Below are 15,193 nucleotides of genomic sequence, written 5' to 3' on the forward strand. Positions count from 1 at the left end.
ACGGGCGGGCCTATTGGACGCTTTGTGTTGGTTTGTTGAGGCCTGGTTTTCGTTGGTATCGCTGGGTTTCCTCGGGGTTCGAGTCAGTTCGCCCCCGGTTCATTCCCAGGCATTCTGTGCTGGTCGGACACAGGGTTTCCGTTGCAATAGCGCGGTAAACCCGCTTCCCGAGTCACTGATCTCCTGGTGGGGACCCCGGACATATCGTGTTGCCCGGGCGGCGGGTTTTCGTGGCGATGGCGCCGGAATCGCCGCGGCGGAGTCAGGGGCTACGAGCCCAACCCGAGCCTGTCGATCCCACTTGCGCTGCCCGTGGGACGGGGCCCGCCGGCGCCGCGCGCGACACCCCTGCGCGGGATTCGCGCCGTTGTGGACGTGCCCGGGGGTTGCGAACGTGCCTCAGGGTTGCCGACGCGCCCCGGGGGCACGTCCACAACCCCAACGCACGTCCACAACCCCGCCGCGCGTCCGCAACCCTCACGCGCGTCCACAAACCCGCCGCGCGCCCACTTTTGCCGTGGCCGCCGACGATCCCAGCGGCTGGCTCGCTATGCTCCGCGCATGTCGATCGACGCCGCGCAGCGGGAGCAGACCTCCCTGGAGCTCACCGCACTCGCTGAATCCCTCACCATCGACCGAGCCATCCTCGCTGCGCGCCTGGGCCTCGATCCCGTTCAGTTCGATGCGATCCTCGCCGTCGACCCGCGCGTCCACCCAGCCGAGGTATGGCGGCTGCGGGACTTCCTGACCGCCGTCGCCGACGCGACGGGAACCCCTGTCCCGGGCTTCACCGTTCTGCGCGACGACATGCGCGCCCAGGCGATCCGCTGGTTCGGAGCCTGGGAGGTACCCAGCGCCGAGGGCCTCGCAGCGCCGTCGGGCCACACGTGCTGACGGCGACGCCACACGTGGCGGCCGCGCCGGCAAGACTTCCCCTCGGAACAGTCCTGCGCGCCCCCGCGCGGCTCGCCGGCTCAGATCCAGCTCTGGAACCACATGTGCCAGTACCAGAAGTCGTAGCTGATCCGCTGGCCGGTCCACAGCGGCCACCACAGCAGCCCGAAGATCACCGCGAGGGCGACGACGACGCCCGTCGCCACCAGCCCCTCATACCTCAACCGCCACCCGGCGACGCCGATCCATTCCCGTGTGAGGAAGCGCGGGCTGACGAGGCCCCGCCATCTGCCGAAGCCCAGGAAGCGGGCCACGACGCCCCGGGGCGCCGGCAGGCCGGGACCCGTCGCCCCAGCGATGACGGCGCGCTCCTCGTCCCTCGCCGCCGCGGACCCCGGCAGGGGCGGGATCATCCCTGACAGCGAGCCGAGCGCGAGAGCGAGCACCATGACGACGCAGGGCACGAAGGCCACGGTGTAGAAGGAGAAGATCGTTCGATCCGGGTACTGGAACCACGGCAGGTAGAGGCCCACGTAGCCGATGAGCGGCACCCACATCCTCCAGTCGCGGCGCGCCACCGCCACCGTGATGACGACGGCGAGGGCGCCGATGCCGAACCACCACACCGGGATGTTCCCGATCGCGGAGATCGCCTCCACGCAGTGGCTCGAGCCGCAGGAGGAGCCAAGGTCCTCCTTGGCGGGGTAGTAGAAGAGGGTCGGGCGGGTCTGCGCCAGCCAGGAGATCGGCTTCGACATGTACGGGTGCGTGCTGTCCAGCCCCACGTGGAAGCGGTACATCTGGATGTGGTAGTCGAGGAGGCTGTTGAGGGAATCCGGCATCCAGGACCGGGGAAGCGTCTGGCCGGTCGCGCGCCGCTGCGCGGCCCACTCGTGGTTGAAGGCCTTCGAATGGGCGAACCAGGAGAACCAGCCGGCCACGTACACGACGAGCGCGGTCGGCACCAGGTAGAGGAAGTCCTGCAGTCCCCTGCCGAGGAATCCAGCGGTGTGCCACGAGCGCGCCCCCACCGCGCGCAGCGCGCAGACATCCCACACCACGACCATGACCCCGACCGCCGCCAGCAGGTAGAGGCCGGACCACTTGATCGAGCAGGTCAGGCCCAGGCTGATCGCCGTCGCCAGGAGCCACGGCCGCCACAGCAGCAGGGGAGCGGCGCTGCCCGCGGGCCGATCGGCGAGGCCCCTGGCCAGGCGCTCGCGCATCCACTGCCGGTCCCGGACGAGGCAGTACAGGGCGCAACTCGCGAACAGGCCGATGAAGTTGTCGAGGAGGGCGATCCGGGACTCGGTGATCCCAATGCCGTCGATGGCCAGGAAGAAGCCCGCCAGACCGGCCAGGAGCGGTGAGTGCACGAGGCGCATCATGATCCGCGTGACCAGGAGGACCGTGAGAACACCGGCCAACGCCGGCATGAACCGCCAGCCGAAGGAATTGACGCCGAAGATCTCCATGCCGGAGCCGATGAGCCACTTCCCCAGCTCGGGATGGACGACGTACTCGGGCTTCGTCGTCAGCGCATGAGCGACGTCGCCCGTGGCGAAGAGCGAATCGGCGCCCTCTTTCCACTCGGCCTCGTAGCCCACGTGCCAGAGGGCGTAGCCCTCCTTGACGTAGTAGATCTCGTCGAACATGAGGCCCCGCGGGTGGGACAACCCGACGAAGCGCGTGATCGCCGCCAGCACGGTGACGATCGCGGTAACGATCCAGCCGTTGATCCGCAGGGACGCGGCGAGCGCCCATGCGGTGGGGCGAAGCCCGAGGCGGGCCCGCAGACCGTCCTGAGAGCGATCCTCCATGAGCGGGGCCGCCGCCGGGGCCGCCGCCGCAGGTACTGCTGCGGGGGTCGGCTGCTCGGCAGGCATGGGGACAGCCCGGTCGCCGGCCATCCAGTGCGCCAGTTCCTCCTGGGGCGAGGCGTCCCTCCCGCTAGGAGCGCTCATCGAGGGAGCCGTCGCGTCAGCGCCTCTCGGCGACGACGGGACTGCGACCTCAGGGGCGTCGGGATTGTCATGCCTGTTATCAGTCACCGGGCGAGTCTAAGGGGGAGCGCCATACTGGGCCCATGAGCGACGTCACCGCGCCCCCGGGCGCCCACGAGACCGAGCACGAGCCCGACGCGCATGGCATGGGCGGTGGCCCCGGAGAGGACAGCGCGCCCGATCCCGCTCTTCCGGGCTCTGCCGGCCCTCGGCCCGGTGAGATCCTCCTTGCCGCCACGCCCATCGGGAATGTCGGCGATGCCTCCGCACGGCTGCGCCTCGCGCTGGAGAGAGCGGACATCGTCGCGGCGGAGGACACCCGGCGCGCGCGGGCCCTCGCCCAGCGGCTCGGCCTGCGCATCGGCGGCAGGACGCTCGCCTACCACGAGCACAACGAGGCCCAGCGCACCAGCGAGCTCATCGAGGCCGCCCAGTCCGGTCAGAGCGTCGTCATGGTCTCCGACGCCGGGATGCCGTCCGTCTCCGACCCCGGCTATCGGCTCGTCGTGGCCGCCGCCGAGGCGGGCGTGCCCGTGAGCGCGGCCCCCGGGCCCTCGGCGGTCCTCACCGCACTGGCCGTCTCAGGCCTGGCCTCCGACCGCTTCTGCTTCGAGGGATTCCTGCCCCGCAAACCGGGGGAGCGGGGCCGGGCCCTGACCGAGCTCGCCGACGAGCGGCGCACCATGGTCCTCTTCGAGTCCCCGCGCCGCGTCCACGCGACCCTCCAGGCGATGGTCGAGGCCCTCGGCCCCGAGCGTCCCGCCGCCCTGTGCAGGGAGCTCACCAAGACCCATGAGGAGGTGCGCCGGGGCACGCTCGCCGAGCTCGCCGCCTCCACAGCTGGTGAGGTGCTCGGGGAGATCGTGCTCGTCGTCGCCGGGGCCCCGCGGCGCGCCGCCGACCCGGATGAGGCGGCCGCAGCGGCACTGGCCCTGGCCGACGGCGGCATGCGCCTCAAGGAGGCCGCGGCCCAGGCGGCGCGCGAGAGCGGGCTGCGGCCCAACGAGGTCTACCGACGAGCCCTGGACCTCCGGCGATAGCCACGCCATCGAGTCGCTCCCTCATGCCGGTCCACCTGCAGTCGATGGAGTCATCGCCCGAGGCGGGTGACGGCGCGATGCCTTGCCCAAGGCTGAGGGGAGAGCCCGCCCGGGCGCCTCTCAGGCGGTCATACCGCCCGGCGCCTGCGAGTCGAGGAAGGCCTGGGCCTTCCGGTTCGACGACCTGCGCTTGACCGCCCAGACGATCCCGATGATGAGCACGATCGTTCCCGCGCCGCCGAGGAACAGGGAGCCGAGGAACGCGCCCGCCCCCGTGACGATGCCGGAGACCGACGCCGCATCGCCCAGGGCGAGGGCTCTCGCGCTGCTGTGGCAGTCGAAGGTGTACTCGCCTGAGGCGCTGGGGGTCAGGGTGAGCAGTTCGGACTTGTCATTGACGGTCACATCGCCCGTGACCGAGCCCTCCTCGATCGTGCCGGGGCCGGTGTAGTCGCAATTCGCGTAGCCGTCGCCGAACAGCCCGTACTCCTTGCCGCCCTCCAGAGTGACGGTGGTGGTCCCATTGGAGTCCAGGGGCTGCAGGGATGTCGCGTTGAGGAAGGCGCCGATGGTGAGGGCGATGCCGACGATGGCCAGGACCATCATGGTCACTCCGGAGGCCAGGAGGATCCAGGGCGCTTTCATGCTCTTGACCACCGGGGGGAGCCCCGGCATCCCGTACCTGGGCGCCGCGCCCGGGTAGCCGGCCTGGTAACCGGCCTGGTACGCGCCATAAGGCGCTCCCACCCCGGCCTCCAAGGGCTGTTCCGCCGGGCTCGAGGGCGCGGAGAAGGGATCGGAGGTCCCAGAGGGGCCGCTCGAGGGGGACTGGGACATGGCTGCCTCTCATCCGTCGCAAGATCGCCCTGCGGGTCCCCACCGGATGATTGGATGCCATCGCCAGCGGGAACAGCATGGGCCGGGCGCGCTGGGCCCTGCGCCCACCATACGGCGCCCCGCCCGCGAGCGGATAGGCTTGGGCCCATGAGCCACATCCTGTCCGCCGTCGCCTGGCCCTACGCCAACGGCCCCCGCCACATCGGCCACGTCGCCGGTTTCGGTGTCCCCTCCGACGTCTTCTCCCGCTACATGCGCATGGCCGGGCATGACGTCCTCATGGTCTCGGGCACCGACGAGCACGGCACCCCCATCCTCGTGGCCGCCGATGCCGAGGGCGTCAGCGCCCGCGAGCTCGCCGACCGCAACAATCGGCTCATCGTCGAGGACCTCGTGGCTCTCGGCCTGTCCTACGACCTCTTCACCCGCACGACGGCCGGCAACCACTACCGGGTGGTCCAGGAGATGTTCCGCACCGTGCGGGACAACGGCTACATGGTCGAGCAGGTCACCCGCTCCGCCATCTCGCCGTCGACCGGCCGCACCCTGCCCGACCGCTACATCGAGGGCACCTGCCCGATCTGCGGCACCGACGGCGCCCGCGGCGACCAGTGCGACACCTGCGGCAACCAGCTCGACCCCACCGACCTCATCAACCCGCACTCGCGGATCAACGGCGAGACCCCCGAGTTCATCGACTCCACCCACTACTTCCTCGACCTGCCCGCCCTGGCCGAGGCCCTGGGCGCCTGGCTCGACGAGCGCGAGGCCTCGGGCACCTGGCGTCCCAACGTCATCCGCTTCTCCAAGAACATCCTCGCCGAGATCCGCCCCCGCGCCATGACGCGCGACATCGACTGGGGCATCCCCGTGCCCGGCTGGGAGGACCAGCCCTCCAAGCGCCTCTACGTCTGGTTCGACGCCGTCATCGGGTACCTGTCCGCCTCCATCGAATGGGCGCGCCGCAGCGGAGACCCCGAGGCCTGGAAGCAGTGGTGGACCGACCCCGAGGCCCTGTCCTACTACTTCATGGGCAAGGACAACATCGTCTTCCACTCCCAGATCTGGCCCGCCGAGCTGCTCGGCTACAACGGCCAGGGCAGTCGCGCCGGCGAGCCCGGCGTCGGCCCCGGGGGGCTGGGAACGCTCAACCTGCCCACCGAGGTCGTCTCCAGCGAGTTCCTCACCATGGAGGGCAAGAAGTTCTCCTCCTCCCACGGCATCGTCATCTACGTGCGCGACTTCCTGGAGCGCTACCAGGCCGACGCCCTGCGCTACTTCATCTGCGCCGCCGGTCCCGAGACCGCCGACGCCGACTTCACCTGGGCCGAGTTCGTGCGCCGCACCAACTCCGAGCTCGTCGCCGGCTGGGGCAACCTCGTCAACCGCACAGCCACCATGATCCACAAGCGCTTCGGCGCCATCCCCGCCCCCGCCGAGCGCGCCGAGGAGGACACCGCCCTCCTGGATGCCATCGAGGCCGGATTCGACGCCGTCGGCGCCCTCCTCAGCGCCCACCGGCAGAAGGCCGCCCTGGCCGAGGCCATGCGCCTCGTGGGGGAGGCGAACAAGTACATCGCCGACACCCAGCCCTTCAAGCTCAAGGGCGAGGACGAGGCCACCCAGGCGCGGCTCGCCACCATCCTGCACACCCTCGCCCAGGCCGTGGCCGACCTCAACCTCATGCTCTCGCCCTTCCTGCCCCACGCCGCCAACGACATCGACCGCGTCCTCGGCGGGGCCGGGCGGATCGCCCCCATGCCGCGCATCGAGGAGGTCGGCGAGCTCGACCCCGAGGTCCTTCCCGACGCCTTCGACGGGCGCGACAGCTACCCCATCATCACCGGCGACTACACCGGCGCGCCGGCCTGGGGGAGGCGCGAGGTCGTCGTCGGCACCCCCATCGCCAAGCCCGCCCCCGTGTTCACCAAGCTCGATGAGTCGATCGTCGAGGAGGAACTGGCCCGCTACGCCGACGCCGCCCCCGACGACGTCACCGGGGCATGAGCCGCAGGCGCCGCGCCCCCGGAGAGCGGTCCTGGCCGCCCGCCGACGCCGTCGTGCCCCTGGCCGCGCCCGTCACCGACAACCACACGCACCTGCCGGTGCCCGGGCTGCCGCCGAGCGGGCCCGGGGCCGAGGCGCCGCTCGGCGCGGCCGAGCTCGTGGAGCGGGCCGCGGCGCGCGGGATCCGCCGCATCATCACGTCGGCCTGCGAGGCCCCCACATGGGAGGGATCGCTGGCCCTGGCCCGCGAGCTGCCGGGGGTGCGCGTGGCGCTGGCCATCCACCCCAACGAGGCCGTCCTCCACGCCGGGGTGCGAGAGATGGGCCCCGATGGCCTGGAGCCGCGCGCCGAGGAGCACCATGACGAGCCCCTCGACGAGGCCATGAGCCGCCTCGAGGCGCTTATCCGAGGGGCGGGAGACGCCGTCGTCGCCGTGGGGGAGACCGGCATGGACCTCTTCCGCACCGGCGAGCGCGGGGCCGCCGTCCAGCGCGAGGCCTTCCGCGCCCATATCGCCCTGGCCAAGGAGCTCGGCCTGCCACTGCAGATCCATGACCGCGAGGCCCACGAGGCCTGCGCCGAGGTCCTCCTGGCCGACGGCGCCCCCGAGCGCACGGTGCTCCATTGCTTCAGCGGCGGGCAGGCCCTCGCCCAGGCCTGCGCCGAGCACCACTGGTACGCCTCCATCGCGGGCCCCCTCACCTACCCCTCCAACGGGGCGCTGCGCGACGCCGTCGCCACCATTCCCGAAGAGCTCCTGCTCGTGGAGACCGACGCCCCCTACCTGCCGCCCAAGGCCTGGCGCGGGCGCCCCAACGCGAGCTACCTCATGGGGGACACCGTCCGCTTCCTCGCCGAGCAGCGGGGCCTGGACGAGCGCGCCATGTGCGAGCGCCTCGAGGCCACGACCACGGAGGTCTACGGGGACTGGCCCGCCGCCGACGCCCCGCGCTGAGGCGAACCCCAGGCCAGGGCGTGTCAAGGCGCATGCGTGCAAAATACGAGGCCCGTGATTGAACGATCAGGTCGCGGTGAGGGCGATGTGATGCGCGGCATTGCCTATGAGACGGGGTGTCGGCTAGCGTGAGGCTCACTCCCGAGTGATAGGAAGTCAATACCGTGGGTCGTCACTCCGACAGCAGTTCCCTGAGCACCACTTTCACCGAGCTCGGGGCGCTCGCCGCCCGTTCCCTGACCGCGGATCGCAGCGCGGGCCACGGCCGCCGTCGCGCCGAGGGCCCTGCGCGCACCTCGGTGGCGCCCGTCATGATGAGGGCCGGTGGCGTCGCCACCGCGCTGTCCATCGCCGTCTCCGGAAGCGCCTGGGCCGCCGTCAACGCCCACGAGGGCGCGGGGGATGACTCCGGCTCGCCCGCGATGGCCGCCCTCGGCTCCACTGTCAGCGACGAGGCCTCCTCCCAGGACTCCTCCGCCAGCGCCTCCACAAGCGAGGCGAGTGGCACCGTCACCGCGACGGGCGCCGAGACCATCTCCACCCTCACCGAGGACGTCGCCGACCCGCACACCTCCTCGGAGAAGGAGAGCACCAGCCTCGCCGCCGGTGAGAAGAAGCTCGAGACCGCTGGCGTCGACGGCGTCACCCGCGTCACCTACCGGGTTGTCAGCGTCGACGGCGCCGAGGTCTCCCGCGAGGTCGTCTCCAGCGTCGTCGTCACCAAGCGCGTCGACGAGGTCGTCGTCGTCGGCAAGGGCACGCCCCAGGACGTCGCCATCGCCCAGGCCGGCGACGGCAAGACGAAGGCCTCCGCCCAGGCGATCGGCAAGGCCATGCTGTCCTCCTACGGCTGGGGCGAGGACCAGTACAGCTGCCTGGACAGCCTGTGGACCCGCGAGTCCCAGTGGGACTTCAGTGCGGTCAACCCCTCCTCGGGCGCCTACGGCATCGCGCAGGCCCTGCCCGGGGACAAGATGGCCTCCACGGGCGCCGACTGGCAGACCAACCCCACCACCCAGATCAAGTGGGGCCTGGGCTACATCAAGGAGCGCTACGGCAACCCCTGCGCCGCCTGGGCCCACTCCGAGGCCACCAACTGGTACTGAGCCGACTGCCAACTGCCAGGCAGTTGCCTGGAAATTGCGCGGCGCCGGACCCTGCGGGTCGGCGCCGCGTCGCGCTGCGCGGTGGCGCGCTGCGCGCGTGGCCCGCGGGTAGCTCGCGCGTTGCCCGTGGGGGCCCCGTGCCTGGCCAGCGTCTGGCCCGCGATGTTGCGATTGAGTGTGGATCGCCGCGACCGCTCGTGGCTGAAGGGCCTCTGACCTGGCGCTCCGCCGTCGTGGCGCCCTGCATGTGACTGGCCTCAATAGAAACGGCCAGCGCGCGTCGGTTAGCGTGAGGGCAGTCAAGCCCATGGAAGGAGGAGTCGCGTGACTCCCGCCCCCCGCAAGCACATCCTCGTCCGCTCCGGCGCGCTCGCCGCCGCCGTCGCCGCGAGCGTCTCCGGTGGCGCCTACGCCGCCGTCGAGGCCACCGGCGATGAGGCGCTGCCGCTGCCGTCCCTCACCGGCGGTGATCTCGCGCAGGCCGCCGAGGCCCCCACCGCCGAGCCCGACTCGACCCCCGCGATCGGCAACGACGTCCCCGAGGCCGAGACCGCCACTGCCAACGCGGAGAACGTCGTCGTCGAGGACGTCACCGAGGCGCACGGCTCCACCGAGGAGGAGACCGACCAGCTCCCCAAGGGCGAGAAGAAGGTCAAGACCGCTGGCGTCGACGGCGTCACGCGCACCATCTCGCGCGTCACCACCGACGCCGACGGCAACGAGCTCTCCCGCGAGGTCGTCTCCACCGTCGCCGTGACCGCGAAGGTCGACGAGGTCGTCCTCGTGGGCACCAAGGAGGAGGCCGCCCAGGCCGCCTCGAAGGACAGCGCCGGGAGCGGCGATAGCGGGAGCGCCGCAGCGGCGTCGGCGCCCCAGGCGGTCTCCGGGACCGACGCGGCCAGCGCGCAGGCCACCGCCCGCTCCATGATGGGCGCCTACGGCTGGGGCGACAGCGAGTTCTCCTGCCTCGTGAGCCTGTGGAACCGCGAGTCCGGCTGGAACTACCAGGCCCAGAACGCCTCCTCGGGCGCCTACGGCATCCCGCAGGCCCTGCCCGGCTCCAAGATGGCCTCGGAGGGTACCGACTGGGCCACCAACCCGGCCACCCAGATCAAGTGGGGCCTGGGCTACATCAAGGGCCGCTACGGCAGCCCCTGCTCCGCGTGGTCCCACTCCGAGAGCACCGGCTGGTACTGATCCCGCCCCTCCCCGCCGAGACCGGGCGATCAGCACGGCGAAACCGGGCGGGTATCCACAGGTGGCGCCATCGGCCTGTCGCGAGCCGGCTTGTGGTTCCGCGGCTCCCCTCTCCCCGCGGCGACGCCGCTCGGGCGTGACCGGCTCAATAGCGCGGGGCGCGCCTCCTCGGGTAGCGTGACCACCACGTCCCACCCCGAGGAGCGAATCCCATGACTCCGCGAATCCCCGGCAGCCGAGCCTCCGCCCTGAGAGCCGGCGCCATCGCCGTCGCCGTCGGCCTGCTCGTCCCCGGCGGCGCCTATGCCGCTGTCACCACGACGAATGCCTCATCGCAGAAGGCCGGCCAGGCCACCGCCGCCACGGACGGCTCCGGCATCGCCTCGCTCGGCAGCGCCTACGAGGCCGCCAGCACCCCCTCGTCCTCGACCGAGGAGGCGCTTGTGGTTGAGGATGTCACCGAGGCGCACGGCTCCACCGAGGAGGAGAGCGACCAACTCGCCAAGGGCGAGAAGAAGGTCAAGACCGCTGGCGCCGACGGCGTTACCCGCGTCACCTACCGCGTCACCAGCGCCGACGGCGTCGAGATCTCCCGCGAGGCCGTTTCCTCCGTGGTGGTGACCGCGAAGGTGGATGAGGTTGTCCTCGTGGGGACCAAGGACGCCGCGGCCACCCCGAGCGCCGCGCCGACGACGGCCAGCAGCGCGGGCTCATCGTCCAGCGCCGCCGCGCCCGCCGACGACGGCAGCCTCGACGACGACTTCCAGCGCCTCGCCCAGTGCGAGTCCGGCGGCAACCCGCGCGCCGTCAACCCCGCCGGCTACTACGGCCTCTACCAGTTCTCGCTGGACACCTGGGCCTCCGTGGGCGGCACCGGCAACCCCATCGACGCCAGCCCCGAGGAGCAGACCATGCGCGCCAAGATTCTGCAGCAGCGCTCCGGCTGGGGCCAGTGGGGCTGCGGGCACTGAGGCGCGCGGCGCTCGTGCTGCGCGCTCTCAGGGACGCGGCGGCGCTGCCCAGGGCGCTTCGGACCAATCTCGCCGTGCTGTTCGCCCGGTTTCGCCGTGCTGTTCGCCCGGTCTCGGCGAGAGGGGTGGCGGGGCGCCGGTAGGCTGGGGCCCATGCCCGAAACGACACCCCAGGCCAGCGGCCTGCTCGGCCCCGCCGAGATCCGGGGGCTGGCCACTGCCCTCGGCATCCGCCCCACCAAGACCCTCGGGCAGAACTTCGTCCACGATGCCGGGACCGTGCGGCGCATCGTCCGCTCCGCCGGCGTCGAGCCGGGCGAGACCGTCCTCGAGATCGGGCCCGGCCTTGGCTCTCTCACGCTCGCGCTCCTGGAGGCCGGGGCGCGCGTCATCGCCGTCGAGATCGACCCCCCGCTCGCCCGCGCCCTGCCGGTGACCATCGCCGACCGGATGCCGGGCGCCGCCGAGCGCCTGAGCGTCATCAACGCCGACGCCCTGACCATCACCGGCCCCGCATCGCTGGGCCTCGCCTCGCCGGGCCACCCCGCGCCCGACGGCGCCGCCGCGCCCGACCCCGCCCCCACCCGCCTCGTCGCCAACCTCCCCTACAACGTCGCCGTGCCGGTGCTGCTCACCGTGCTCGCCGCGCTGCCGACGATCCGCTCGGCCACCGTCATGGTCCAGGCCGAGGTCGCCGACCGCCTCGCCGCCGCCCCCGGCACCCGCACCTACGGCGTCCCCTCGGCCAAAGCCGCCTGGTACGCCGCCGCCCGCCGCACGATCACCATCGGGCGCACCGTCTTCTGGCCCGTCCCCGGCGTCGACTCCGCGCTCGTCGAGCTCACCCGGCGCGAGCCGCCCGCCACCGCCGCCGGCCGGGAGGAGGTCTTCGCCGTCGTCGACGCCGCCTTCGCCCAGCGCCGCAAGACGCTGCGCCAGGCCCTCGCGCCCCTCGCCGGCAGCCCCGCCGCCGCCGACGGCCGCCTGCCGCCGCGCCGGCATCGACCCCGCGCTGCGCGGCGAGCGGCTCGACATCGCCGCCTTCGCCGCCCTCGCAGAGGCGCTCGCCCCCGATGCCGGGCCTGCCACCAGCGCCGCCCCCGGCAGCACTGCCAGCTCTGAAAGCCCTGCCAGCCCCGCCCCGCACGCCACCGAGGAGACCCGATGAGCCACTTGCGCGCCGTCCCCGACCCGGATGCCACCGGCCCCCGTGCGGGCTCGGCCACCTCGGTGCGCGTCGAGGCCCCCGGCAAGGTCAACCTCTTCCTGTCCGTCGGAGCCCCCCGCCCCGATGGCTACCACCCCCTGACCACTGTTTTCCAGGCCGTGCGCCTCATCGAGACCGTCACCGCGCGCCGCCAGGCCCTCGACGCCCGGGGTCAGATCACGCTCACCCTCGCCGAGCCCGACGACGCCGTCCCCACCGACGAGCGCAACCTCGCCGTGCGCGCTGCCCGCCTCCTCGCCGAGACCGAGGGAGTCACGGAGGGCGTCGACCTCCTCCTGCGCAAGCGCGTCCCCGTGGCCGGGGGCATGGCCGGGGGCAGCGCCGACGCCGCCGCGACGCTGCTGGCCTGCAACCACCTGTGGGGCACGGGCCTGGGCCTGGGCGACCTGCTCGAGCTGGCGGCCCAGCTCGGCGCCGACGTCCCCTTCCCGCTCATGGGCGCCACGGCGCTCGGCCACGGCGTCGGCGACCGCCTCACCCCCCTCATGGGGCGCGGCTCCTACCAGTGGGTCTTCGCACTGGCCCGTGAGGGCCTGTCCACGCCCGCCGTCTTCGCCCGCTTCGACGAGCTCGCCGCAGCCAGGGCGGGGCAGGCAGGGCAGGCAGGGCAGGCCGCCGCCGCGCCAAGCGCCGCGGGCCAGGCCGCCCCCGCCGAGTGCCCGGAGGCCCTCACCGCCGCCCTGCGCGCCGGCGACGCCGAGGCCCTGGCCGCCTGCCTGGCCAACGACCTCCAGGAGGCCGCCCTCGACCTGCGCCCCGAGCTCGCCGACATCATCGACACCGCCGAGAGCGCCGGGGCCCTGCGCGCCATCGTCTCCGGCTCCGGGCCCACCATTGCCGCGCTGGCCCCCGACTCGGCCACCGCCCAGCGCGTCGCCCGCGCCCTGACCGCCTCCGGCGCCTGCGCCGGCGTCCTGCGCGCCGACGCCCCCGTGGCCGGCGCCCGGGTGGTGGGCTGATGGCGCACCTGCTGGGCATCGAGGACCTGCGCATCATCGTCGGGTCCCGCACCCTCCTCGACGACGTCCGCCTCGGCATCGAGGACGGCACCCGCGTGGGCGTCCTCGGCCCCAACGGCGCTGGGAAGTCCACCCTCCTCGCCGCCCTGGCGGGGGCCCGCGAGCCCGACGGCGGCCGCATCACCCGCGCCGGGGACGTGCGGCTCGCCCTGCTCACCCAGTCCGACGACTTCGCCCCCGGCACCACCGTCACCCGCGCCATCCACGGCGACGCCCCCGAGCACGAGTGGGCCTCCGACCCCGCCGTGCGCGACATCCACGCCGGCCTGCTCGCCGACGTCGACCCCGCCGCGGACGTCACCACCCTGTCCGGCGGGCAGCGGCGGCGCGTCGCCCTGGCCGCGGTCCTCACCGCAGACGCCCAGATCGTCCTCCTCGACGAGCCCACCAACCACCTCGACGTCGAGGGTGTCGACTGGCTCGCCCGGCACCTGAGCACCCGCTTCTCCGGGCGGCGCGCCGGGGCGGGGGCGCTCGTCGTCGTCACCCACGACCGCTGGTTCCTCGACGCCATCTGCACCAACGTCTGGGAGGTCGTCCCCGGCATCGACCCCGGCGGCGACCGCCCCCAGATCCCCGGGCGCATCGAGACCTACGACGGCGGCTACGCGGCCTACGTCCTGGCCCGCGCCGAGCGCGCCCGGCAGGCCGCCGTCGCCGCCGCCAAGCGCGACAACCTCCTGCGCAAGGAGCTCGCCTGGCTGCGCCGGGGCGCCCCCGCCCGCACCTCCAAGCCCCGCTTCCGCATCGAGGCCGCCGAGGCCCTCATCGTCGACGTCCCACCGCCGCGCGACACCGTCCAGCTCGCCGCCATGGCCACCGCCCGCCTGGGCAAGAAGGTCATCGACTTGGAGGACGTGAGCCTCAGCTACCCGGCGGGCGGAGGGGTGGCCGACCCGGCGGGCGCCCCGGCCGCGGGCGGCTCCGCGAGCCCCGCCGGCGGCGCAGAATCCGCTGCCAAGGACGTCCTGCGCCACGTCACCTGGCGCCTCGCGCCCGGCGAGCGCGTCGGCATCGTCGGCGTCAACGGCGCCGGCAAGACCACCCTCCTGCGCCTCCTCGAGGGCGTCCTCGAGCCGACCTCCGGGCGGGTCGCGCGCGGCAAGACCGTGGCCGTGGCCACCCTGTCCCAGTCCACCCACGAGCTCGACGCCCTGGCCGACCTGCGCGTCGTCGAGGCCGTTGCCCAGGTGGGGGAGCGGGTCATGGTCGGCGGCAAGGAGCTCACCGCCTCCCAGCTCGTCGAGCGCCTCGGCTTCACCCGCCAGCGCGCCTGGACCCGCGTGGGCGAGATCTCCGGCGGGGAGCGGCGCCGCCTCCAACTGCTGCGCCTGCTCATGACCGAGCCCAACGTCCTCCTCCTCGACGAGCCCACGAACGACCTCGATACCGACACCCTCGCCGCCGTCGAGGACATCCTCGACTCCTTCCCCGGCACGCTCGTCGTCGTCTCCCACGACCGCTACCTCCTCGAGCGCGTCACCGACCACCAGGTCGCCGTCCTCGGGGACGGGCAGGTGCGTGACCTGCCCGGCGGCGTCGAGGAGTACCTTGAGCTGCGCCGTGAGGCGGCCGACGGCGGTGGGCGGGGCGTCGTCGTCGGCGCCCGCGACCGCTCCGGCTCCCAGGGCCCCGACGACGACGGGCAGCCCGGCGCGTCGGCACAGCCCGGCCAGCCCTCCCTCACCGGCGCCCAGCGCCGTGAGGCCACCAAGGCCCTCGGGCGGATCGAGCGGAAGATGGAGCGGGCCGCCTCCCGCATCGAGGATCTCCACGCCCGCCTCGAGGCGGTCTCAGCCGACCCGGCGCGCCTCGGCGAGCTTGCCGAGCTGGGGCGCGAGCTCGCCCAGGCCGAGGCCGAGCATGTCTCGCTGGAGGAGGAGTGGATAGCTGCTGCCGAATCGTTGGAGTCCTGACTCGGCTCCTCGCCCGACT

Annotated in this window: 11 protein-coding genes and 1 pseudogene; 10 read left to right on the top strand and 2 right to left on the bottom strand. The window is 73.0% G+C overall.

Annotation, left to right across the window (positions count from 1 at the left end; all coding sequences use genetic code 11):
* Positions 1–561: 561 nt before the first annotated feature.
* Entirely contained in the window at positions 562–894 is a 333-nt protein-coding gene (locus A1QA_RS16210) for a DUF2316 family protein (RefSeq protein ID WP_017178828.1), read from the top strand.
* Positions 895–974: 80 nt separating this feature from the next.
* Here A1QA_RS16210 and A1QA_RS0110310 read toward each other — a convergent pair whose 3' ends face one another.
* Positions 975–2,804, bottom strand: coding sequence for a dolichyl-phosphate-mannose--protein mannosyltransferase (locus A1QA_RS0110310; protein ID WP_017178829.1), 1,830 nt, complete (start codon positions 2,802–2,804; stop codon positions 975–977).
* Positions 2,805–2,980: 176 nt separating this feature from the next.
* On the opposite strand from A1QA_RS0110310, the gene rsmI reads away from it, so the two are divergent.
* A complete protein-coding gene (rsmI, locus tag A1QA_RS0110315) occupies positions 2,981–3,937 on the top strand; it encodes a 16S rRNA (cytidine(1402)-2'-O)-methyltransferase (RefSeq protein WP_017178830.1) in 957 nt (318 codons plus the stop codon).
* 120 nt (positions 3,938–4,057) lie between these two features.
* Here rsmI and A1QA_RS0110320 read toward each other — a convergent pair whose 3' ends face one another.
* Positions 4,058–4,774, bottom strand: a complete 717-nt coding sequence (locus tag A1QA_RS0110320; protein WP_154652377.1) for a hypothetical protein — start codon at positions 4,772–4,774, stop codon at positions 4,058–4,060.
* Positions 4,775–4,921: 147 nt separating this feature from the next.
* Here A1QA_RS0110320 and metG point away from each other — a divergent pair, with 147 nt between their 5' ends.
* The 8 genes and pseudogenes from metG to A1QA_RS0110365 all read left to right on the top strand — a co-directional run bounded on the left by metG (position 4,922) and on the right by A1QA_RS0110365 (position 15,174).
* Complete coding sequence (metG, locus tag A1QA_RS0110330; RefSeq protein WP_017178833.1) at positions 4,922–6,781, top strand: methionine--tRNA ligase; 1,860 nt, start codon at positions 4,922–4,924, stop codon at positions 6,779–6,781.
* Positions 6,778–7,737 (top strand): TatD family hydrolase, encoded by a 960-nt coding sequence (locus tag A1QA_RS0110335; protein WP_017178834.1) that lies wholly within the window; start codon positions 6,778–6,780, stop codon positions 7,735–7,737. The genes metG and A1QA_RS0110335 overlap by 4 nt, the downstream gene beginning before the upstream one ends.
* A gap of 164 nt (positions 7,738–7,901) precedes the next feature.
* Positions 7,902–8,843 carry a G5 domain-containing protein gene (locus A1QA_RS0110340; RefSeq protein ID WP_017178835.1) on the top strand — a complete coding sequence of 314 codons (942 nt, stop codon included), beginning with the start codon at positions 7,902–7,904 and terminating at the stop codon, positions 8,841–8,843.
* 324 nt (positions 8,844–9,167) lie between these two features.
* Positions 9,168–10,040 (top strand): aggregation-promoting factor C-terminal-like domain-containing protein, encoded by an 873-nt coding sequence (locus A1QA_RS0110345; protein ID WP_017178836.1) that lies wholly within the window; start codon positions 9,168–9,170, stop codon positions 10,038–10,040.
* Positions 10,041–10,252: 212 nt separating this feature from the next.
* The gene (locus tag A1QA_RS16565) at positions 10,253–11,011 is read left to right on the top strand and encodes a resuscitation-promoting factor (RefSeq protein WP_017178837.1); all 759 of its coding nucleotides are present in this window, start codon (positions 10,253–10,255) and stop codon (positions 11,009–11,011) included.
* A gap of 153 nt (positions 11,012–11,164) precedes the next feature.
* Positions 11,165–12,179: pseudogene (gene rsmA, locus A1QA_RS14385) on the top strand (16S rRNA (adenine(1518)-N(6)/adenine(1519)-N(6))-dimethyltransferase RsmA).
* A complete protein-coding gene (locus A1QA_RS0110360; protein WP_017178838.1) occupies positions 12,176–13,198 on the top strand; it encodes a 4-(cytidine 5'-diphospho)-2-C-methyl-D-erythritol kinase in 1,023 nt (340 codons plus the stop codon). The pseudogene rsmA and the gene A1QA_RS0110360 overlap by 4 nt, the downstream one beginning before the upstream one ends.
* Entirely contained in the window at positions 13,198–15,174 is a 1,977-nt protein-coding gene (locus A1QA_RS0110365; protein ID WP_017178839.1) for an ABC-F family ATP-binding cassette domain-containing protein, read from the top strand. Before A1QA_RS0110360 ends, A1QA_RS0110365 begins: the two co-directional genes overlap by 1 nt.
* Positions 15,175–15,193 lie beyond the last annotated feature (19 nt).

It is taken from the genome of Actinomyces timonensis DSM 23838 (genome assembly GCF_000295095.1).
Classification (GTDB): domain Bacteria; phylum Actinomycetota; class Actinomycetes; order Actinomycetales; family Actinomycetaceae; genus Actinomyces; species Actinomyces timonensis.